Below are 23,940 nucleotides of genomic sequence, written 5' to 3'. Positions count from 1 at the left end.
CAAGTTACTATGAAACATATAAAAAGACATAAGCGACACTTCCTGTTTCTGCTATCCGTCTTGTATTCTTTCTCTCTCGTCGGATGCAGCAGCAATGAAAAGGAGACCGAAGTTCTTTTGCCCGGCAACTGGATTGACATCTCAACGGAAGCGGTCAGTTTCAGCTATGAAGGAGGCACAGAACGACGTAATTTCACACTCGACAAAGAGACAGACCTCTCACTGGTGTCTTGTTCTTTCAGTGACGACGGAGACGAATGGTGCACCGCCACCATCGAAGATGACCGGCTTATCTTATCGGCCGAATATTCATATCGCGAACGGCAGCGCTCTACCACGCTGACACTTGCCTATGCCACACAAAACAAATGTACCATCCGCGTGACTCAAGATGCAGCTCCCAGCACTGCCGACAAACTCATCAAAGTAGTTGGCGGAGAAGCTACATCGGAAGAGACAACTTCCAAAGACGGTGATGGAAATCCATTGACATTAAACATGACGTGGGATGGAAACAAGAAAACTTATTTCAATTCCAAATTCGGAGCCGTGTCCTATCCTTTCTACATCACCTACGAACTGGAAGAGGGGAGCACACTGAACAGTATCGTATATACTCCACGCACAGACTCGGGCAATAAATGGGGAGCGTTCGACAAGTTTTCGGTCGAAGTATCCACTTCCGACCATCCGGAAGAGTTTACCGAAGTAGGCAACTATGAAAGGGGAAACGGAGTACTTACCCCTTTCACCATGAAACTATCCAACGGCATACCCCATGCAAAGAAAGTACGTTTCGTTATCAACAAAGCCTACGAGGACAGGGTAAGTTGCGCAGAAATGGAATTCTTCGAAGCCAGTACACATAAGTTCGACCCCTACTCGATATTTGCCGACGCAATGTGTACGCAACTCAAACCGAACGTAACGGAAAAGCAAATCAAGCAAATTCCCAACGAATACCTGAAAGAATTGGGACTTGCCCTTCTGAACGGAGACTACGATTCATCTTACCGCCTGGCAAGCTACCGCCCCTATCAGCATCCGTCAATAATGGCAGCAGCCAACAAAACCGGAAAGTACAGTCTGCGCGACAATCCTACCGGTATTTACGCCAAAAGCGGAGAGAAACTGGCCGTATTGGTCGGAAAGATATACAAAGGAGGAAAAATCTCCCTTATCATCCAAGACCTGAACGGGGGATACAATAACTTCAAAACATACGACCTGGAGGAAGGATACAATGAAATCACTGCCGAAGTAGGAGGCCTGATTTACGTGCTGAACCACGTGAACGACGCGCTCCCGCTCACACTCGACGAAGCAGACAATACCGTCCGCAAACTGGTAGAAGAGAAGACCGTACAGATACATTTTGCGATGGGCAAAGTGAACGGTTATTTCGACATAGCCAAAAACAAAGAGAGTGACTGGGCTACAATCCGTGACAACGCAGCATATCAGGACATCGACGTGCTGGGCAAGTACTCGCACATCACATGGAGAGTATCCGATTTCAAGAAATACAATACGGAAATCACCCGGACTATCGAAAATTACGACCGCCTGGTTTATCTGGAAGAAGAGTTTATGGGGCTTGTCAAATACAACCGGATGTTCAACAACCGGATGCATTTCTGCATCGACTACAAGGCAAAAAGTCCGAATGCTACCGACTACCGCACCGTGTACAACGCCAGCGACTACTACGCGGAACCGTTCTGCAATCCCGACCGCTTTGCCGACCGTTGCTGGGGACCTGCACACGAAGTAGGACACTGCAACCAGACACGCCCCGGCATCAAATGGTCGGGAACGACCGAAGTGACCAACAACATCCACTCGCTCTACGTACAGACGTCTTTCGGCAAGCCATGCAAGCTACTTGTGGATTCCTGCACGCCTAAGGATGAAAACGGACAAGCCATCAGCGGTTCGTTCAAGAACATCTACGAAGCAGCCATCGCATTCATCGTTGACGGGAAACGTGCACACTGCCTGCCGGGAGTAGCAGACATAGTCAGAGAAACGCAGCTTGTGCCTTTCTGGCAACTGAAACTCTATATGCATCATGTGCGCTACGAATCCGATTTCTATTATGATCTCTACGAGTACTTCCGCACACACGAAAGCCCGAGCGACAAAGGCGAGAACCAGGGAATGAACCAACTCGACTTCGTCCGGCAGGCTTGCGCCATCTCCGGAATCAACTTGCTGGACTTCTTCGAGAAATGGGGATTCCTGACGCCCGTAGACACGGACCTGAACGACTACGGAAACAAAAAGTTCACTATCACCCAAAAGCAGATTGACGCGTTAAAAGCGGAAATCAACGGCAAAGGATACGAGCAGGCTCCTGCAAACCTGCACCTGATTACGGAAAATAACCTGAGCAATTATTAATTGGAATATATAAATTAAACAGAACTGTTATGAAACAACTTTATACAAGAAACAACGTATTTCATCTCATATGCATCTTGTGTGCATTCTTCGCTTCCTGTAGCAGCGATAACGAAACAATAACCGTGCCTGACAACTGGATTAACATCTCCGACGAAGCCTTTACAATCGGCTACGAAGGTGGCTCGCTGACCCGCGACTTTACCGTACCGGAAGCTGTCAATCCCGAACACATCTACATTGTCAGCGAATCCAACTGGGTACGCGCTTCCATCAAAAACAGCATCGTCAACCTGGATATTACAGAATCAATCGTCACACAAGAAAGAAACAGCACCGTGACGCTGATTTACGACGAAGCGCACCGCAAGGAAATCTCCGTCACGCAGGCAGCCGCTCCTGCCGCCAAAGTAAGCGAAATCATATTACCCGCTTCCTTGCATAATCAGGTTATCGGATTAGGACAAACATTCGACCTGAATTCATTGGTCGAAGTTTTGCCCGAAAACGCAGGAAACAAAACACTGAACTACACGGCAGAGGGTGACAAAGACGCTGTTTCCATAGCAAACGGCATACTGAAAATAGAAAAAGAAGGAACAGCCACTATCAAAGTAGCAGCCACCGACGGTAGCGGAGTAACGGCAGAGTTGAAAATTATCTGTAGCGGAACAGAACCTTTCATACGCAACGGATGGAGTGTAGAAACATCTATCAAATACAACAACGGCAACGGATATGTGGCAGATGGTGAAACCGGTAAACCGGAAGATATGTTTGATGGCGATCCGACTACTTTCCTGTCGTTGGTAAAACCCGGCAAAACATATAGTGGCTGTACCACACCTACCGGCTATCAGTTAGATTTTGTGGTTGATATGGGAGTAGAGCAAAGTTTCAACTATTTCACGTGGGGACACAGAGGCAATAATAGTTGCGATTATCTGAGAGTATGGGGTATTTCTATCGAAGGAAGCAACAACGGCAAAGACTTTACGGAAATAGAGTCGGACATCGATATTCCTCACGCCAACAATACGGACGAGATAAAAATAGAAATCCCGGAATCCACATATAGATACATCAAAGTGAAATTAGTGAAATGGAGTGACATTGCCGGTGGTTCAAAATCCGGTAGCTCCATGCAAATAGGAGAATTCAACGTAGGAAAGAAATAAAACCATGATTCTTCTTAGGTAAAAAAGAGAAGAGAGATTCTTCAAATCCTTATACTTTTTTCATATATTCAGGCACGAATTACACTGACCGGCACGATTCACTTTACCGGAATCGTGAAATCCATGTAATTCGTGCCTTATTTTTATTTCCATAAACATACTATTGCGCTATGGCCGAAAAACTTACCCGCTTCCGTATCCTCATTCTGTTGTGCTTCCTTGCTCCGTGTCCTACGCTGTCGGCACAAACAAACTACTTCGTGTCCGTCAATGGCAAGGACTCCGGAAACGGCAGCATACGTTCTCCATTCAAAAACATCCAAAAAGCACTGGAAAAGGCACGCCGCCACAAAGAAGGGACAGTGACCATCTATCTGAGAGAAGGGAAATATGTCCTGACTCATCCGTTGGTGCTCACTCCCGAAGACGGAGGGGAAAGAAAGCAACTGATTCTTCGTTCCTATCCCGGCGAAAGAGTGACCCTCAGCAGTGGTATCCAATTACAATTAAGATGGCAACCTCATACGGAGAGTATCATGAAAGCAACCCTGCCCCGCCCTTGCATCATGGATATGCTGTTGGCAAACGGTAATATCCGCCCGATGGCACGCTTTCCGGATTTCGACTCCACCGCCGTACGCCTCAACGGAACCTCGGCAGACGCCACCTCTCCGCAACGAATCAAAAAATGGAAGAATCCCGCCGGAGGATACCTGCACGCCATGCATTCGCACGACTGGGGAGATTTTCATTTCCGCATCACCGGAACAGAACCGCAAACAGGCAAATTGAAGCTGGAAGGAGGATGGCAGAACAACCGCCAGTCGGGGCTGCATCAGCAAAACCGAATGGTGGAGAACATTTTTGAAGAGCTGGATGCTCCGGGAGAATGGTACTACTCGCCGAAGAAGGCCACTCTCTACTACTATCCGGCAGACGGTGAAGACATCGGCAAGACCATATTCGAAACACCGCAACTGAAGCATCTGATTGAATTGCGGGGCAAACCGTCGTCTCCCGTACGCAATGTCACCATTCAAGACATAGAGTTCACTCAAACCGTACGCACATTCATGGAGCAATACGAACCCCTGCTCCGCTCAGACTGGCGGATATACCGCGGAGCCGCCCTGCTGCTGGAAGGTACCGAGAATTGCACCGTCAAAAACTGCCACATCCATCATGTAGGAGGAAATGCTCTCTTTTTCTCCAACTACAACCGGCACTCGTCCGTATCGGGCTGCCACTTCTCGCAGATTGGCGCCAGTGCCATTTGCTTCGTAGGCAATCCGTCGGCGGTCAGGTCGGCAAGTTTCGAGTATGGCAAAGCGGTCGCAATAGCCGAACTTGACTCCATTCGCGGCGCGCGGAACAACGACTTTCCCGCCCATTGCACAGCCCATGACAACCTGATTCATCACATCGGGCTTTTCGAGAAGCAGACTGCCGGTGTGGAGCTGTCAATGTGCAGCCACATCACCGTGAGCCACAACAGCATTTACCACACTCCGCGTGCCGGTATCAACATCAGCGAAGGCACGTGGGGAGGACACGTCATAGCGTACAACGATGTGTTTGACACAGTGATGGAAACAGGCGACCACGGAGCGTTCAACTCGTGGGGACGCGACCGTTTCTGGCGAGCTTCCTATCGGGAGATGAGCCGGCTCGTGGCAGACAATCCCGCCCTGATTCTTGCCGACGCCTCCTCTACCACCGTCATCCGCAACAACCGTTTCAGATGCGACCGTGGCTGGGACATCGACCTGGACGACGGTTCGAGCAACTACCACATCTACAACAACCTGTGCCTGAACGGCGGTATAAAGCTACGCGAAGGCTTTTACCGCACGGTTGAGAATAATATTTTGGTAAACAGTACTTTCCATCCTCATGTGTGGTTCAAGAACAGTGGAGACGTCTTTGTACGCAACATCGTCATGGAACCCTACCGCCCGATTGGTGTCTCTCATTGGGGGACGGAAATCGACTATAATGTATTTACCGACAGCATAGCCTATACAACCGCCCGAAAAAATGGTACGGACAAACATTCCGTCGTCTGCCCCGTCACCTTCCGTAATCCCTGCGAGGGAGACTTTGAAGTGGAACGAATCTCTCCAATCAGTTCATCGTGCGGATTCCGGAATTTTGAGACGGACAAATTCGGAGTGGTCTCTCCTCAACTGCAAGCACTGGCGCAACGCCCGCCAATGCCCCACCCCTCGGTACGGCACCGTGCGGCGGACGCGTCATCCATCTTCGAGTGGTCGGGGCTATCGCTCAAAAACTTAGAGACATTGGGAGAACGTTCGGCCACCGGAATGGATTCGGAACGGGGCGTGTACGTCATCTCCGTCCGCGTAATGGGCAACCCTTTGAGAGACTATGTGTATGCGAATGATGTTATTCTCGAATTCAACCAGGAAGAAATAAACAACCTGACAGACCTGCAACGTGCCATCCGGCAGGCAGACATCAGCCAACCGATACGATTGCTGCTTTTCAGAAACCAAAAGAAGATGCTACAGACTATCGAAGGAAATACCATCAAGTCTAAACAGCTATAAATGAGCGGCATCCAATGCACGAATCTCCCGATTGCAAGACATATATGCCGTGCGTGCAGGAGATATAGATGCAACACGCAGGACATATATATCCTACAAGTAGGGCCTATATACCCTGCAAACAGCGCATATAGGCCCATCCATTCAGTTCCTCTTCGCCCTCTTACTTCGTGTACGTAACGGGCTTCGACCAGATACTATCCAATGCATTTTCCTGCGGGACATACAAGGTTTCCATCACAAAGGAATCCTGCGTAAAATCGTAGAGAGTATCCTTTGCTTCCGCATTGTAGAAGGATACCTTCGTTGTTTTCACGCCTCCCTTTTCCCAAGTGAGCCTGGAGGCAACCAATGTACTATCCAGCAACATGGAATAGCTGATAACCAGATTGCCGTCGACCATCTTCTTGGAGACAATGGAACGGTTCAGCAAGTAATTCTGATACTGCGCCCCGTAGATGGTTCCCGTGAAGTCGGTCGGCAAGGACTTATTCGACTCGTCATCTTCCAGCCAGGCGGAAAAGATGACGGAGCCTTCACGCATATCTTCCAAGAGGATGTCTGTGCGCTGGTTCTTTGCCAGCTCATACCTGACCGTATCGGTCTGGTTCATGGCAAGCGCAATCTGCGTGGAGCGGCCGTCTGTGACCACGGGAAAGGAAATCGAGATTCTCTCCCAGCCGTTGCGTACTATCAACGAGTCTTTCGACAGGCGCGTCAGATACATGATGGGGCCGTCCTTAACAAAATCCTTATAAGTGGCATCCATCGGCTCGCAGGATATCATGGAGCACAACAGCAGGATGCTGAGTGATATAGATAGAAGTTTCTTCATAATAAGTGTCTTTTTATATAGCGGTTTACTGTGTTATTTTATCCTCCGGTGTGCCAAAGAAAGTAAGTTCGGCGACATTGATGCGGGATGTGCCCACGTTGTAATTCTTAATACAAACGAACGTCACATAGCGGTAAGCATCGAGGTCGGCAGAGAATTCGAGTTCGTTTCCGTCTCTTGCCAGCTCCTTGTCGGCATCGGTCAGCGGGACTACGGCTGCCGGAATCACCGAACCATCGGCACGGGGCAACACGCCCTGATACAGACGCACCCATCCTTCATCGTTCTCAGGGTCGAACTTGGTTACGTTGTTGTCGTTGCGCCCCCAAATTTCGATTTCTTTCGGATACAAGCCGTCGAATATGGAAGAATAGTCGGTGCCCGTCCGCCTGCCATAGACAATCATACGGCTCAGCTTGAACTTCTTTCCCAAGTCGAGGGTCACCGAACTGGGCTTGGTGAAATCGTATCCTGCCGTCGAGAGGGTCATAAACGTATTGTTGTTGCCTATAATCCCGTCATACAGGTTCTTCGGGGTATTGGCGTTGGGCGCCAGGTAGCCTTTGTATTCGCCAATGGCAAGGTAGCCCATCTTCTTCTTGTCCACTTCCTCTTCGTAGTAGGGGGTGAGCGATATCTCCTTGCTTTCGGAAAGGTGTCCCCACCGGTCCTTCACGACCACGCTGAATTCGGACGGAACGGCTTCCATACCGCGTATGGGTTCGTTAATCTCTTGCTTCTTGGTGTATAAGGCTCCGGCTTCCGTCCATTTGCCTGCGGCGTCTTTCCGGTACACATAGAAAGTGAGCAGTTCGTTGCTGGTATTGGATGTCTTGATACGGATACCGGCAAAGTCGGGTTTTATCTCCATCTCCTTATAAGCGGTGATATAAGGCGGCTCTTCCGGATTGATTTTTACTTCCAATGGTTCGGAGTATGCTTCGCCGGGGCTGACCGAGTATAGCTTCACCTCATATTCGCCGGCTTTGTCGAAGCCTTCCACCACTACGGAATCGGCAAAATAGGAGGCGCAGGTGGAGCGTTCGCCCATGTCTGTCGCATACACGGCTTTCATATAAAGGAAATTCTTGTCGCTTGGCTGTGTGAAATAGATGACCGACTTTCCCGGCAGGTTTTTCACGCCATTCAGCACCACTTGTTCGGGCGGAGTCGTACTGCCGTGAGGAGCATTCATATCACTATCGTTATCGCAAGCACTGAACAGCGATGTAACGGCCATCATCAAAAGGCCACTGTATATTATCTTTTTCATAAAATAGAACGTCTCTTTTAATTAGTTACCAACCATAATTCTGAACCAGATTAGGGTCTTTTCTCAACTCATTGATATCAATCGGCCAAAAATACATTTTGGGAGTAAAATCGCGAATCTGCACCAGGTTCTCGCTATAATAGTCTACGTCTGTTTCGCCATAACGTACTTTCCAACCGGTCAGCGGCTCGGTCAGTTCGGTGGTCGCCGTCTTCCACCGGCGTACATCCCAGAAATAATGTCCCTCGAACGCCAACTCGATACGGCGTTCCTGCATGATGATTTGCCGCAGTCCCGTCTGGGTGGCATATTTGCTGTTTCCTACATATTGGTCCCAGCTCTCTTTCACGCCCTTCAGCCCCGAACGTTCTCTCACCCTGTCAATCCACGGCAATACGTTGGCGTAATCTTCTCCCTTTTCGTTCAAGGCTTCGGCATACATCAAATACAGGTCGGCCATGCGGATGACGGGAAACGGATAGGTGACCGAGGTGTATCCGGTGGAGGCGTCAGACATTACCGTCTTGTAGTTCACCACCTTTTTCGGCCAGATACCGGTGAGATTCTGAGAGTGGTCGGCCGGTATCGGCGACACATTTCCTCCCTTACGCGCGTTGACCGAATACAGGCCCGAAAGTCCCGTCTTTCCCTGCCCGAACCAGATACCGCCATCAAATCCTAAACTGGCGTAATACCTGTGTTCGCGTTCGAGGTTCAATTTAACGGTTCCCGTTTTATAATTCAGCATCACCGTGTTCTCGTATCCGGGTTCACTTGCCGAAGGCGTAGGGGCCAGCACCTCGAACCGATTGGCATAATCCCACGTCTTGTCTTCTTCGATAGGCACGCCGTTTTTAGTATAGAACGAGTTGGTCAACCCGAGAGAAACGGCAAGATTGGTTCTGTTCTGAGCGTTCTTGGCACTCAGGCTGGGATTCAAATCGCGAGGCATGGCCTGTATCTGATAGTTGTCGTAAGAGCCCGAGCCTACCCACGACTGCGAATTGGCCCATACCACCTCTTTGTTCCACTTTTCGGTAACGGCGCCTCTCAAATTCATCATTATCTTATCCGAGGCTGTGATATTCAGCGTAGGGTCGTCAAAATAATACAGGCCGAATCCCAATCCTTCGAGATAGTCGATGGCCTCCTTGCACGCTTCGGCGGCTTGTGCCCATCGCCGGCGTTTCTCTTCAACCGTCTTTACGGGGTTGAATATCTTCACTCCTCTGTTATCTGCAATTCCTTCGTAGTCCGTATTGCCATTGAACAGGGGGCTTGCAGCCGTCACCAGCACTTTCGCCTTCAAGGCCTTAGCCATCCCGATGGTCACCCGGCCCAGCTCTTCCGCCTCATTCTCAATTTTCTCGGGGATGTCGGGATTGGCAATCACCTTGTCCAATGTCTCGGTCACATAATTGAAGCAACTGTCCAGCGTCTCCCGGTAAGGATGCATTTCTTCCGTGTCGCTGTTCACCGGAACATACCGGTCCATCACAGGAATCGGCCCATACATCCTAATCAGATAGAAATGATAGTAAGCCTTCAGAAACTCCACTTCACCAATCCAACGGTTTTTCTCGCTATCTTCCATGTCGGGAGTAGTATGTATATTCTCAATCAGAATATTGCAATAAGCGATTCCCTTATATAAATTGTTCCACTGGGCGCAATAGGGCGACTCGGCCTTTTGCAAGCCTTGAGCTATATACCAGGAATTGTTACCCAAATAGCTTCGGAATACATTGGAAATACAAAGTTCGCCGGCACCCAGCAACGCCACATTTCCATTCAGGCTTCCATCTTTGGGCATATATCTGTAGCAGGTAAACAATACCTTTTCCGCTTCTTTTCTCAGGGAGAAGGCGTGATCTTCGATGGTCGGTATGTTATCCGGCACGATGTTCAGTTCACATGAGGCCGATAGCAACACCGACAAGCACGACAATATGTATATCTTAATTTTATTCATAACCATTCTTTTTTTAAAAACCTACACTTACTCCGATATTGAATACACGCTGCAACGGATAGTTGAGACCGTTGCCCGCCAATTCCACATCCCACTCCTTAAACTTGCTCAATACAAAGAGATTGGTGGAAGACATATAGAATCTTAAATTGGACATCCCCCATTTACGAACCAATTTCTGAGGTACGGTATAGCCCATCTCCACCAACTTAAGCCGCAAGAACGAACCGTCTCTCATGAACCAGGTGCTTCTGGACTTGTTGTTGGCAATGGAGGTGGTCGACAGTCTTGGCCATGTGGCATAACGGTCGCGGTTGCTCTCCGACCAATAACTGTCGGCTATGAACTTCGCCAACTGATTGTTGCCCTTCTGTCCGGATACTGTCGACTGGAAAAACGGAGACATCTTCTCATAGTCAATCCAAAATGAGGAATGTGCCGAACCGTGAAACTGGAAGTTTACATCGAATCCTTTATATCCGAAAGTAGCCCCGAAACCGTAGTTAATCTCAGGAGTGGTAGGATAGCCTATCGGCACTTCATCCAGCGAATTGATTACTCCATCGCCGTTCATATCGCGGAATTTGATATCTCCCGCCTGGTAATTGCCTGTCTGTACGGGCGAGTTGGCCACTTCGGCATCATCTATGAACAGCCCTTCGGCAATGTATCCCCATTGCTGTCGGGGAGAATAGCCGATTTTGTATTTCCACCACTCCTTGTCGTAAGTGTTGTCTTCGTATTTCAAATATTCGCTGTGAGCATACGTAAAGTTACCGCGCGCTATCACATAGCAATCCTTGCTGATATTCTTGTTATACTTTAAGTCGAGGTCTACCCCATGTCCTTTTGTTTCGCCGATATTGGCGTATGAGTTTACTTCGTATCCCATGACGCCTGGAATGCTTTCCCGCTTCTGCAATATGCTGGTGCGGCGTTCGGTAAAATATTCTGCTATCAGGTCAAAACCGTAGAAGGATGCTTCGAGTGCATAATTCGCCTTGTAGGCTTTTTCCCAGCCAATGGCAGGGTTGGCATAACGCGACACGCTTACGCCCGGCCTGCTGTATCCGTTCTCGTATCCGAAAGAGGCTCCCGTAGAATTCATATTGACATTGGACAGATATAAGAAACGCTGCGACGTATCGCCAATCTTATCATTACCCACCAAACCGTAGGAAGCTCTTATCTTCAATTTGTCAATCTTATGACTCAGGCTTTCAAAGAAAGGCTCGTTCGAAATCATCCATCCGCCGCCAACGGAGGGGAAAAAGCCCCATCTGTGCTCCTTGTCGAAACGTTCGGAACCATTTAACCCGAAGTTGAATTCAGAGAAATAACGATCGGCATAAGCATATGTGAAACGTCCCGACACACCAAAGTTCCTGGAGGGCAAACTCTCTTGCAGTGTAGTATAATTGGGGTTCTTGCTGTCGATATATTGAGTGACGATAAGCCCGCCAACCCGATGGTTTCCAAAATCGCGGTTGTAATTGGTCCTTGTTTCTATTGTCATCACATTGTTGACCGTCTTATCCCCATTGCCAAAATCAAGGTATTCAGTTCCCGAATCGGGGTTAATATTCTCAATGGAGTAGTTGCCCGTCATGAAATCATAAGAACTCAACGCATAATAATAAGGTTTGTACTGCCTGGTCTGGCTGTAGTATGATTTGCGTGAGATATTGAAGAAACCTTCAAATTTCAGGCCTTTGGTCAGAAAATCCAAATCTTGCGTAATTCCCAGTGTGGCAAGCATCGTAGTATTCTCATAGTCCTTATATCCCTTCACCATCTCGGCATACGGGTTGATGTAACTTCCGTCATCACTGTTTCCAAAAAGAATATGCTTGATGTACTGATGTTCCTTGTCTGTGGGATATACCGCAGGGAAAAGAACAGGATTTGCCTTCATCACCATTGAGTAAATGTCCGAACCCGAATAAATAGGCCCCTCATAGTCATCAAATATTCCGCTCAGATTGACTCTTACCTGGGTGGTTTTTGTCACATTGATATTGACATTGGCCCTCATCTGGTAAGTTTGAAGATTGATGTTATTGTTGAAGTTGTTTTTGCCGTCTACATTCAACAAACCCTGGTCTTTGGTATATCGGAGCGATACGTAATATGTAGCCGCATTTCCGCCGCCGCTAATGCTCATGTTGGCCCGCCCGTTCCAGGCAGAATTCTTCATCAACTGCTTCTTCCAATCGGTATAAGGATAAATCACAGAACCCAAACCGGGCACTGTTCTGTCTATTTTATCATCGCTATACATGACAGGCGAAAGGGGATCGCGCGTTAAAATTGCCTCGTTATGCAATTTCATGTAAGAGATGGGATCTGCCAGTTCGATATTGCTTGTCGGACGCGAATTGCTTCCCTCTACTCTTACATCGAATTTCGTCTTTCCTCTTTCTCCCTCTTTTGTCTTTACCAGTACAACCCCGTTGGCTCCTCTCGAACCGTACAGAGCTGTTGCCATAGCGTCTTTCATAATCGAAAAACTTTCAATATCATCAGGATTCAAACGGCCTAAGTCCGTACTGGTCGATTCGATATTGTCAATCAGTATCAAAGGACTGGTGTTAAATCCGAAAGATGCGATACCGCGCACAAAAAAGGTTGCATCATCCGCACCCGGCTCTCCAGATGTCTGATAGGAAATAAGCCCGGCCACCTGACCTGCCAGCGCAGTAGTCATATTACTGCTCGGCACTCTCAGGCTCTTAGGAGAAAGCGTGGTGATGGAACCAATCACACTTTCCTTCTTCTGTGTACCGAACGCTACGACTTCCACCCCTTCCAGTTCATTTACATTCTGCGAAAGACTGACGGTAATATTTGTCTTTCCATTGAGAGGAAACTCCTGCGTGTTATATCCCACAAAACTGATTATCAATACATCCTTAGCAGAAGCATTCAGTATGAACCTACCGTCCATATCAGTGATGGTTCCCACAGAGGGATTACTTTTAATACTGACATTCGCGCCGGGGATTCCTTCACCGCTCTCATCAAAAACCTGTCCGGAGATTTTAACTTTCGCATGACCTGATTGCTGGCTCTTTCCGCTATCAGTCATTTTCTGTTGCTCGCTCTGCGAATATGCTCCCATCGAAATGAAGCAAGCCAACAGCAACAAATAAAGCTTTTCAAATTTCATAAGTTATTAGATTAGTTAATATAAGAATTAAAACCAATCCAAAACTAAAAATAAGAAACCGTATCTGTAAACCCTAATTTTAAGAAAAGAACATTTTTAAATCCGTATGGAAGATTTGAACACTCATCATGGAAGATTTGGACACATTTTCTTTCCTTACCCACACGTTTCCAAATATCTTCGGGCGGAATAACGACGAACTATTCTTTCCTATTCCGTACCACCTGCGGAGCCACTCCGAAAAAGGCTTTGAAGGATTTGCTGAAATAACGGGGCGAAGAGAAGCCCAACCGGAAGGAAATCTCCGAAATATTCAGTTCGGGAGCTTTCTTTAACAACACCATTGCTTCGTCCAGTTTTACTTTCAGAATAAATTCGTTCGGAGTCAATCCGGTCACCTGTTTGAATTGCGCATACAATTTGCTACGTCCCATACAGAGTTCGGAAGCAAGGGCGGTCACATCAAAATCCTGATTCTCAAAGTTGTTTTTAATAATACCTACGCATCTTTCCAATAGTTCCTTGTCTTTCTCGTTGATAGCTTGCGGCACCGGAGATTCCGCAACAGGCTTGCCTGCATAATGGGCTATCAAACGCTTTCTGTTTTTAATCAGGTTGTTACAACGCGTCACTAATATCCTGACATTGAACGGCTTTGTCACATAGTCGTCTGCGCCAAACATCAATCCCTCTATCATATATTCGATGGAGGTTTGGGCTGTGAGCAATACAACCGAAATATGAGAAAGTTCTACATTCGTCTTTATTTTATAGCATAATTCCTTGCCCGACATTCCAGGCATCATCACATCACTGATAATCAAGTCAGGCTGTATCTGGCGTGCCATTTCCAACCCTTCACGTCCATTGTGCGCCATATATACCTTATATGTAGGCAGAAACAGCTCTTCCAACATGAACAACAGTTCTTCATTGTCGTCTACCAGCAAGATAGTGGATTTCTCTTCCCCATTGGCAGAGGTTTCTGCAACCGCCGGACTCTCTTCCTGCACCTTCTTATCCTCTTCTACTCTTTGCTCAAACGAAAAAGCGGGTAACGAATCCTGAATAACCATCACTTCCTTGCCCTCCGTCGTCGCCATCTCTTCATCGCTGAAATGACGGTTACCCAAAGGAAGATACAGAGTGAATGTGGTTCCCTTACCGACAGTGCTCTCTACCTCAATCTTTCCATGATGCATATTCATTATTCCCTTAGCCAACGCCAGCCCTATGCCTGTGCCCATAGTGAAAGAAGAGGTAAGGTTGTCCGTCTGATAGAATCTTTCGAAAATCTTCGAGATATGTTCTTCGGGAATGCCGACTCCCGTATCGCGTACCGATACCATAGCCTGAGACGCCGTTTTTCTTATTTCCACCGTTATGTTACCTTTGTCGGAGGTGTATTTGAAAGCATTCGACAACAAATTGAAAATAACTTTCTGCAACTGCTTCGAATCAAACCACACGGAGACAGTTTCTTCCACATGGTCAAAGCGGTAAGTAATTTCTTTCTTCTGTGCATATTCGTAAAAGCACATATAAATCTGCCGGGTAAAAGCAATCAAATCTTGCTCTTCCACTTTCAACTTCAGGTAACCCTGCTCCTGCTTGCGGAAATCGAGCAATTCAGATATGAGATTGCGCATATGCCATGCGTTCTTGTAAATGCGAAGGATACGATTATAAATAGTCGTGCTCAAATCCATCTGCATCAGCACCTCAATCTGACCGAGAATAAGTGTCAACGGCGTACGGAACTCATGGGATATATTCGTAAAGAAGCGCAATTTTATCTGATTCATCTCTTCTATCCGCTCTTTTTCTTTCCTTTCAAACTCCAAAGAAGACTTCAACGCTGCCTGGCGGGTTTTGAAACGAATGAATGCAATCATCAGCCCAAGTAAGCAAAGGAAATAGAAAAGATATGCCCAAACGGTAGCGTAGAACGGAGCAGACACGTGTATATTGACGCTGATTTCCTGCCTCGCCTTTTCTTTGGAATCCAACGGACGGACTCTCAACGTATAATTGCCTGGCGAAAGATTTGTATAAGTGATGGTGGTATTGGCGGTTTGCGTCCATACCTTATCAAAACCGTCCAGCTGATATTCGAACAGACGGCTGCGGTCGTTATCATAATTGAAGGTGGCAAGTTCGATGGCTATGTTGTTCTGCTTGTAACTCAAATAGACATCCGATGTCTTTGCTAAAATATCGGTCAGGATATCGGAACCGTCGTTAGGACCGATTTCCTCATTAAAAATAAACAGTTTGTCAAAGTTTAAAAGGTTTTTGGAAGGGAATGAATGCAAGGCTTGCTTACGAAACAAAGCCAGCCCGTTTGTGCCACCAATGAAAAGTGTCCCTTTCTTATCCATATATAACGCAGACCCCTGACTATAGGTTTGATTGAATAAATGATAAGTATTCGTTACCCTGCCCTCTTCGGGATTGAAAACGGAAAGCCCCTTTCCATGAAGCATGAACAGACAACGGTCTTCGACAGACTCGCTGATATAATAGCAATAATCACTCGGAAGGCTCTGATTCGAAGTACTGTAGGACTTGAACCGTTGTTCATCTTCCAAATATTCAAAGACACCCGAACCTATTGTTCCGAAGAAAATCCGTCCTTTACTATCCTCGAAAATATGGACAACCTTAAAACGCTCTATGGCGGAGGGATTATTGACGTCCGTCACATATTGGGTGATTTGAGAGGAAGTCAAATCTATACAAATGACTCCTCCCTCGGCAAGTCCCAGCCATACGCGCTGCCTGCTGTCAATAAGGAATGTCTCATATGCATATCTTTTGCTCAACAGCCGTCTGACATCCGGATTGTCCGAAAGAGGTGAAAACTTCTCGGTAGCCGGGTCCATAAACATAGCCCCACCCTGCGTCAATACGGCAAGCCCGTTTTTATATCGCTGTATGTCATTCACAATTTCGTGCGGCAACGAGGCCGAATCTCCCGCCACATGATGAAGCGTATGTCCTCTGTCCGATTTCAAGTCCAAAACAAACAATCCGCCCAAGTGAGTGCCGACATACAGACGCTCATTTTCCTTGTTATAGAATATCGACTTCAGATTATCACTGCCGACACTCTCCTTATCGCCTTGCATATGCTGATAGTGAGCAAAAGTGCCCGTACTTTCGTCGTAACGGTTCAGTCCTCCTCCTTCCGTACAAATCCATAAGTTTCCTTTATCGTCTTCCGTCATCTTTCCCACCACAGGAAAACTCAGACAGTCTTTCTGTAAAGGCTCGGCATAATAAAAATGATTGCCGTTCTTACTTGGATTAAAGACATTTACTCCCCCATAGTAAGTACCTACCCACATATTTCCCTGCATATCTTTATGAAGAGACAAAACCGAATGATGGCTCAGTGTATTGGGAGAATCGCCATAGCGTATATAGTGTTCCCACTTGCCCGCAGCAGGGTCATAGCAATCAAGCCCTCGAAACGTACCTATCCAAATACGTTTGAAATCATCTTCCTGCACACATCTGATTTGATTGTCGGACACCCCGTCCCCGACGGCAACACTTGCGTAATGAGCCACTTCTCTGTCGGCGGAGATTTTATACAGACCGTTCCAGGTGCCCACCCAGATATTACCGTTGCTGTCTCCCGAAATGCACTGGCATCCTCTACCAAATGAAGCCAATATCTTTTGCTCCTCCGGATTCTTGCGTGAGACGGCTACCACATAATTAGTGCCAAGCCATATCCGGTCATCATCTACATACAACATTCCGCCGGAACCGACTCCTTTCTGTAACTGTACGGCAAGAGTCAACTCCGAACTTTCTGCCGTACAATAATAAATACCTGATTTGCAACTCACCCACAATGTGTCTCCCTTACAGAAAATATCCCGCACATCATTACGGCGCAAACAGGTAAACCGTTCCTTATAAAGTTCGCATTTTATCAAATCATTCCCCGAACGGATATACATCCGCCCCTTCCCGTCCCCACACAATTTATTGATTTCATTGTTTGTCAGTCCTTCCCCATCCTGCGAAGGACGGAATATCCTCACATCCTTTCCATTATATCTGTTCAATCCTTCCGAAGTGCCCAACCATACAGCACCCAGTTCATCCTGATAGATAGAAAATATGCAAACTTGGGACAGACCGTCGGAAACTCCCAGATGTTTAAAGTAATGGTTTTTAGCATTCACCAGTATAATACCTAAAATACCCAAGAGGAAGATAACAGTTCTTTTCATGTATTATATAATTGATTAGCGGCTACAAAAATACAAATAATACTTAATTAATATTTCAATGCATAGTCTTTTTCACAAACTAAAATCAAGAAAAGAAAGCATTCAGACGCCCAACAATTGTTTCAGCTCCGCCACACCCTCGGAAGCTCCCTTCCGAATCACGTGTATCGGACGTGAAGTATGTATATCTACCGGTTTCGGATCAATCAGATATACCTCTGCTCCTCTTGGTACATAATGAAGCAACCCCGCAGCAGGATACACATTGAGCGAAGTGCCGATAATTACGAAAATATCCGCTTTCTCCACGTATCGTACAGCAGTCTCTATTTCGGGAACCGCCTCACCGAACCATACGATAAAAGGACGTAATTGTGTCCCGTCTCCTGCCTTGTCGCCAAGTTTCACTTCGTATTCCTCCGGTTCGAGTTCCTTTATGTAACGGGGATTATAAGGGTCGCGACTGGAACAGACTTTTGTCAATTCTCCATGCAGGTGGATTATATGGCTGCTCCCGGCTCTTTCGTGCAGATTGTCAACATTCTGTGTCACCACTGTTACGTTAAAGTCCTTTTCCAGTTGCGCCAACAACTCGTGCCCTCGGTTCGGAACAACATCCAATAGTTGCTTCCGGCGTTCGTTATAAAAGCTTATCACCACAGCCGGGTCACGCTGATACCCCTCCGGAGTGGCAACCTGCTCCACCGGATAACGGTCCCACAAACCACCCGCATCCCTAAATGTACTGATTCCACTCTCGGCACTCATGCCTGCACCCGTCAAAATTACCAGATTCTTCATATCCGTTTCTCCTTCTGTTTGCTTTTAAGATGCACAAATGTAATCAGAATCACCGGAACAAAAGAATAAAATCTTCAAAGAAAAGCGGCTAACTTTCACGGATATAAGAATTTTTAAATACCAAATGCTAAATCATTCAAATAAAACACGTACTTTTGCGACTCGTAAATTTGCAATGGATTGAAAGCTAAAACTATGGAGGTGACGCGTTTCAATCGTCAACAAGAAACATTATATGGATAAATTCAGTTACTCTATTGGCCTGGGAATCGGTCAAAACTTATTAAGCATGGGGATTAAGAATCTCTCAGTAGAAGACTTCACACAGGCTATCAAGGATGTATTGGAAGGCAACCAGACGGCTATCAGCCATCAGGAAGCCCGTGAAATAGTAAACAAATATTTCGAAGAATTGGAAGCAAAGATGAGCGCTGCCGCCATCGAACAAGGAAAGGCTTTCCTCGAAGAAAACAAGAAAAAAGCAGGTATCGTAACTCTGCCCAGCGGATTGCAATACGAAGTCATCAACGAAGGTACAGGCAAAAAGCCGCAAGCTACGGACCAGGTGAGATGTCACTACGAGGGCACGCTGATTGACGGAACGCTGTTCGACAGCTCCATCCAACGTGGCGAACCTGCCGTATTTGGTGTCAACCAGGTAATTCCGGGATGGGTGGAAGCACTGCAACTGATGTCTGAAGGTGCTAAATGGAAACTGTACATTCCGTCGGAACTTGGTTATGGCGCAAGAGGTGCCGGAGAAATGATACCTCCTCACAGCACACTTGTATTTGAAGTAGAATTACTCGAAGTATTATAAATAAAAAAATTCAAAGCAAAATGAAAAAAGTTAGTGTTTTTATGACAATCGCTGCTGCTGCAAGCCTTGCTTCTTGTACAGCCCAATCTCCTAAAGCAAATATGAAAACAGACATCGACTCACTGTCTTATTCTTTCGGTTTGGCTCAGACTCAAGGCCTGAAAGGCTATCTGACAGGCCGTATGGATGTCGATACTGCATATCTGGCAGATTTCATCAAAGGTTTGAACGAAGGTGCCACCAAGAACGGCAAGAAAGACATCGCCTACAGAGCAGGTCTGCAAATCGGCCAGCAAATCACTCAAATGGTGGAAGGCTTCAATCACGAATTGTTTGGAGACGACTCTACCAAGACTGTCAACAAAGAGAACATCTTGGCAGGATTCATTGCAGGTACTTTGGAAAAAGGCGGTCTGATGACTATGGATGAAGCCCAGACTTATACACGCACTACCATTGAAACTATCAAAGCAAAAACTTTAGCAGAAAAATATGCCGACTACAAGGCTGAAAACGAAAAGTTCCTTGCCGAAAACAAAACAAAAGAAGGTGTAAAAACCACTCCGAGCGGTCTGCAATACAAAGTAATCACTGAAGGTAAGGGTGAAATTCCGGCCGATACCTGCAAAGTGAAAGTAAACTACAAAGGTACTTTGATTGACGGAACTGAGTTCGACAGTTCTTACAAGCGCAACGAACCGGCTACTTTCCGTGCCAACCAAGTAATCAAAGGTTGGACAGAAGCCCTGACAATGATGCCTGTAGGTTCAAAATGGGAACTTTACATCCCTCAGGAACTTGCTTATGGCTCAAGGGAATCAGGCGGTCAAATCAAACCGTTCTCTACTTTGATTTTCGAAGTTGAATTGATAAGCATCGAAAAAGACAAGAAATAAGAATAATTCTCCCTGAACAGAAGAAAGAGGTGCAAAGCATTTGTGCCTCTTTTTTTTGCTTTTGCTTCTTTTCTTTCTCGAAAAAGAAGAATAATTAAAATAAATACATATATTTGCTTACTATTTGATAACAACTGGAAATTATAATTTTTAATTATGGAAAAAATAGACAACCTCGACAGACAGATCTTGGAGATTATCTCTCAGAATGCCCGCATTCCTTTCAAGGACGTAGCTGCCGAATGCGGAGTATCACGCGCAGCCATTCACCAGCGTGTGCAAAGACTGATTGACTTAGGTGTCATTGTAGGCTCAGGTTACCATGTAAATCCTAAATCTTTGGGCTACAGAACTTGTACATACGTCGGTATCAAACTGGAGAAAGGCTCTATGTACAAATCTGTTGTAGCCGAACTTCAAAAGATTCCCGAAATCGTAGAATGCCACTTCACTACAGGCCCGTACACCATGCTGACCAAATTGTATGCGTGCGACAACGAGCATCTGATGGATTTATTGAACAACAAAATGCAAGAGATACCGGGTGTAGTAGCCACCGAAACATTGATTTCCCTGGAACAGAGCATCAAGAAAGAGATTCCCATCCGTGTAGAAAAATAAAATACAATGGAATTTTTAAATGAGTACCACCTTGCAGGGTTATTCATCGGAATTTGCACCTTTCTGATTATCGGCCTTTTTCACCCTGTCGTGGTAAAGGCCGAATATTATTGGGGCACCAAATGCTGGTGGATATTCTTAGTGCTTGGCGTCGTCGGGGTGATTGCCTCGTTAAGTATAGACAATGTGATACTTTCCTCTCTGTTGGGTGTCTTTGCTTTCTCTTCCTTTTGGACAATCAAGGAGGTGTTCGAACAGGAAGAGCGCGTAAAAAAAGGTTGGTTTCCCAAGAATCCGAAACGAAAGTATCGATTTTAATACGAAGGATTGCAGTTTTTTAAGGAAGAATTTGCATAATTCGACAGAAAGCACTACTTTTGTCACCGCATTCAGCAATGGATACATCGGGCTTTTAGCTCAGTTGGTTAGAGCAACAGACTCATAATCTGGAGGTCCTTGGTTCAAGCCCAAGATGGCCCACTTGAAAAAAGGTTGTAGCACAAGCGGCTGCAACCTTTTTTCAGTTTCTATCATTCCCGTTTATCCCCCCTATTTTACGGCTCTATATGACCGATTCGCAGCGCATATAGCTCCTGCTTTTACGGCATATATATCCTACTTCCAGCATCTATATGTCCTGCACGCAGGAGATATATGCGCTGCAACAAGCTGAATATGAGTGTATGTAGCCTGCATTTGAGAGGTGAAAGAAGATAACGGATAATCATTAATGCCAATACACGAAGAAACGTTTGTACTTCAATACCTATGAACTATTTTAATCATTTTATCTTTCCGACGGGACGAACTTCGTTCCCCTTCCTATGCATATTGCTATCTCCACATTGCTTACGCATCGCTTCAAGGGCTTGTTTCAACCGCTCCACGTCTTTGGGATAAAGACTTTTAACATCGTATCGTTCTCCCGGGTCACGCCGCAAATCATAAAGCGCCCAGTCTGTATAAGCTTTCGTTCGCGGTCCGGGTGTACCGTCGTCGTGAGGCAACGTACCGTCATAAGTAATATAAAGATGAGGCTCGACCAGTTTGAACCGTTCGTCGCGTACAGCGTCCAACTGATTCTTCTGATCGTAATAATAAAAATAGTCACGAGGCTTAAAACTTTTATCCCCCTGCATTAACGGCAGGATATTGACACCATCAATCTTACGTTCAGGCAGTTGCCCGTCAACAATCGCAGTTATCGTAGGTAAAATATCAATACCGCTCGCCAACTGGTTGCAAATCCATCCGGCAGGAATCTGCGCCGGCCATTTCATGATACAGGGCACGCGTTGCCCCCCTTCGTACGTAACGTGTTTTGCATCCCTGAGCCCACCTGTAGAACCTGCTCTCATTCCAAAATTGATCCAAGCTCCATTATCAGACGTAAATATGACCAATGTATTTTCTTCCAAACCCGCTTCACGAACAGCTTTGAGCACTTCCCCTACACTCCAGTCTACTTCCATCATTGCGTCACCAAAAAGCCCTTGCTCGCTTTTACCCCGGAATTTATCCGAAACAGGCAGCGGAACGTGTACCATTGTATGAGCAAAGTAAAGGAAAAAAGGATTTTTCCGTTGCCGATGAATAAAATCAACTGCATATTCCGTATAAAGTTCTGTCAATGAGTTCTGGTCATCCATCGTTCTGATGTACTTTTCGATTTCATTGCCATTATAAAGAGGCAACTCCGGACGTTTCATCACCCGCTCGGTGGGCACTTCCCCGGGACGCACCAAATAGCCATAAGGCCACATATCATTCGAATAGGGCAATCCGAAGTACTCATCGAATCCTCGTTGCAAAGGCAAATATTCAAACTCACTACCTAAATGCCATTTTCCCACCACTGCTGTTGTATAGCCCACTTCCTTGACAATCTGTGATATAAACGTCTCATCAGGATGTACGCCGATACCGGTTTCCGGTTTAATAGCTCCATAAATACCAATCCGATTCGGATAACATCCGGTCATTAATCCGGCTCGTGAAGCAGAACTGACCGAAGAAGGACTGTAAAATTGAGTAAAACGGACACCCTCAAAAGAAAGACGGTCGATATTGGGAGTACTATACCCTTGAGCGCCTGTAACAGTCAAATCACCATATCCCATATCATCCATATTAATCAGAATGATATTGGGACGTTTTGCAGAAGGTTTATGCGCCTTCGCTCCTCCCATCGCGACAAGCGGTGAGAGAGCCATCGAAATAAGCAGTTTATACATATCACATTTCTTTTTACTATTCGGCACAAAAATAGACGGTTTTCTTATAAAGAAAACGGCAAATATTAAGCTGTTTACATAAATACAAAACTTGCAAAGTTCTTTTATAAACCTATTTATCAGACAGATAAATATTCAAGCAAGACACACATCTATATAACAGTAAACAAAACTGCGATGAATCGTCCCGAAAAACTGCTTGCACGCCGGCTTCAAAAAAGGGGGAAGTGCAGTTTTCGTCCCTTCTGCCATAAAGGAAGCCACTTTGAATAATTCTGCGCAGTGATAAATGAAATTAATAAAAGCATTTCGTAACTTTGCCGTAGAAACGAAAATTAGGAAGCATATACAATTATGAAACATCCTCTTCACCAATTCCAATATTGTCCCGAATGCGGTTGCCCGCACTTTGAAGTCAACGACGAAAAATCCAAGAAGTGCAGCGGCTGCGGTTTTGTCTATTATTTCAACCCGTCCGCCGCTACCGTGGCACTGATTCTGAATGAAAAGAAGGAGTTGCTTGTCTGCCGCCGCGCCAAAGAGCCCGCCAAAGGGACGCTCGACCTTCCTGGCGGCTTTATCGACATGGGTGAGACAGGAGAAGAAGGCGTAGCCCGTGAAGTATTGGAAGAGACCGGATTGAAAGTGAAGCAAGCCGTCTACCAATTCTCGCTTCCCAATATTTACATCTATTCCGGTTTTCCCGTCCATACGCTTGATATGTTCTTCCTTTGTACCGTAGAAGACATAAGCCATTTCTCGGCTATGGATGATGTGGCGGATTCCTTCTTCCTGCCTTTATCGGAGATACGTCCGGAAGATTTCGGGTTGGACTCCATCCGGCAGGGACTTATACGGTTTCTGAACCGGCACAACTAACTAAGATACGCACTAAACTTTCGGTATGCAAATTGCGTT

The 23,940-nt window shown here is 46.2% G+C and carries 15 protein-coding genes and 1 tRNA gene; 9 read left to right on the top strand and 7 right to left on the bottom strand.

Going from position 1 to position 23,940, the window contains the following annotated elements:
* The first annotated feature begins 9 nt into the window (after positions 1–9).
* The 3 genes from QZ331_RS01015 to QZ331_RS01005 all read left to right on the top strand — a co-directional run bounded on the left by QZ331_RS01015 (position 10) and on the right by QZ331_RS01005 (position 6,151).
* Positions 10–2,403, top strand: coding sequence for a M60 family metallopeptidase (locus QZ331_RS01015; RefSeq protein ID WP_294627201.1), 2,394 nt, complete (start codon positions 10–12; stop codon positions 2,401–2,403).
* A gap of 29 nt (positions 2,404–2,432) precedes the next feature.
* On the top strand, positions 2,433–3,581 hold the full coding sequence (locus QZ331_RS01010; RefSeq protein WP_294627199.1) for a discoidin domain-containing protein: 1,149 nt from the start codon (positions 2,433–2,435) through the stop codon (positions 3,579–3,581).
* A 170-nt stretch (positions 3,582–3,751) separates the two neighbouring features.
* Entirely contained in the window at positions 3,752–6,151 is a 2,400-nt protein-coding gene (locus QZ331_RS01005; protein ID WP_294627197.1) for a right-handed parallel beta-helix repeat-containing protein, read from the top strand.
* Between the two features lie 163 nt (positions 6,152–6,314).
* On the opposite strand, the gene QZ331_RS01000 is transcribed toward QZ331_RS01005, so the two are convergent.
* From QZ331_RS01000 to QZ331_RS00975, 6 genes are all read right to left on the bottom strand, one after another.
* Complete coding sequence (locus tag QZ331_RS01000; RefSeq protein WP_294627195.1) at positions 6,315–6,986, bottom strand: DUF4998 domain-containing protein; 672 nt, start codon at positions 6,984–6,986, stop codon at positions 6,315–6,317.
* Between the two features lie 25 nt (positions 6,987–7,011).
* Entirely contained in the window at positions 7,012–8,259 is a 1,248-nt protein-coding gene (locus QZ331_RS00995) for a DUF5126 domain-containing protein (RefSeq protein WP_294627194.1), read from the bottom strand.
* 25 nt (positions 8,260–8,284) lie between these two features.
* Positions 8,285–10,231 carry a RagB/SusD family nutrient uptake outer membrane protein gene (locus QZ331_RS00990; protein WP_294627192.1) on the bottom strand — a complete coding sequence of 649 codons (1,947 nt, stop codon included), beginning with the start codon at positions 10,229–10,231 and terminating at the stop codon, positions 8,285–8,287.
* A 13-nt stretch (positions 10,232–10,244) separates the two neighbouring features.
* On the bottom strand, positions 10,245–13,400 hold the full coding sequence (locus QZ331_RS00985; protein WP_294627190.1) for a TonB-dependent receptor: 3,156 nt from the start codon (positions 13,398–13,400) through the stop codon (positions 10,245–10,247).
* A gap of 200 nt (positions 13,401–13,600) precedes the next feature.
* The gene (locus tag QZ331_RS00980) at positions 13,601–17,650 is read right to left on the bottom strand and encodes a two-component regulator propeller domain-containing protein (RefSeq protein WP_294627187.1); all 4,050 of its coding nucleotides are present in this window, start codon (positions 17,648–17,650) and stop codon (positions 13,601–13,603) included.
* A 102-nt stretch (positions 17,651–17,752) separates the two neighbouring features.
* On the bottom strand, positions 17,753–18,451 hold the full coding sequence (locus QZ331_RS00975) for an NAD-dependent deacylase (RefSeq protein ID WP_294627185.1): 699 nt from the start codon (positions 18,449–18,451) through the stop codon (positions 17,753–17,755).
* A 235-nt stretch (positions 18,452–18,686) separates the two neighbouring features.
* Between QZ331_RS00975 and QZ331_RS00970 the strand changes: the two genes are divergently transcribed.
* The 5 genes from QZ331_RS00970 (at position 18,687) to QZ331_RS00950 (ending at position 21,268) form a co-directional block, all read left to right on the top strand.
* Complete coding sequence (locus QZ331_RS00970; protein WP_294627183.1) at positions 18,687–19,271, top strand: FKBP-type peptidyl-prolyl cis-trans isomerase; 585 nt, start codon at positions 18,687–18,689, stop codon at positions 19,269–19,271.
* Between the two features lie 20 nt (positions 19,272–19,291).
* Positions 19,292–20,167 carry an FKBP-type peptidyl-prolyl cis-trans isomerase gene (locus tag QZ331_RS00965; protein WP_294627181.1) on the top strand — a complete coding sequence of 292 codons (876 nt, stop codon included), beginning with the start codon at positions 19,292–19,294 and terminating at the stop codon, positions 20,165–20,167.
* Positions 20,168–20,323: 156 nt separating this feature from the next.
* Positions 20,324–20,788, top strand: a complete 465-nt coding sequence (locus QZ331_RS00960; protein ID WP_005928359.1) for an Lrp/AsnC ligand binding domain-containing protein — start codon at positions 20,324–20,326, stop codon at positions 20,786–20,788.
* Positions 20,789–20,794: 6 nt separating this feature from the next.
* The gene (locus QZ331_RS00955) at positions 20,795–21,106 is read left to right on the top strand and encodes a DUF4491 family protein (protein ID WP_294627171.1); all 312 of its coding nucleotides are present in this window, start codon (positions 20,795–20,797) and stop codon (positions 21,104–21,106) included.
* A gap of 88 nt (positions 21,107–21,194) precedes the next feature.
* Positions 21,195–21,268 (top strand) — tRNA-Ile (locus QZ331_RS00950).
* 302 nt (positions 21,269–21,570) lie between these two features.
* Here the strand turns inward: QZ331_RS00950 and QZ331_RS00945 are convergent.
* On the bottom strand, positions 21,571–23,022 hold the full coding sequence (locus tag QZ331_RS00945) for a sulfatase (protein WP_294627169.1): 1,452 nt from the start codon (positions 23,020–23,022) through the stop codon (positions 21,571–21,573).
* 354 nt (positions 23,023–23,376) lie between these two features.
* On the opposite strand from QZ331_RS00945, the gene QZ331_RS00940 reads away from it, so the two are divergent.
* Positions 23,377–23,901: an NUDIX domain-containing protein gene (locus tag QZ331_RS00940; protein ID WP_294627167.1), complete on the top strand. Its 525-nt coding sequence runs from the start codon at positions 23,377–23,379 to the stop codon at positions 23,899–23,901.
* Positions 23,902–23,940: the final 39 nt, after the last annotated feature.

This window comes from uncultured Bacteroides sp. (assembly GCF_910586915.1).
Lineage (GTDB): Bacteria > Bacteroidota > Bacteroidia > Bacteroidales > Bacteroidaceae > Bacteroides.
The sequence above is the reverse complement of the archived record's forward strand: the minus strand, read 5'-3'. Positions and strand labels throughout refer to the sequence as shown.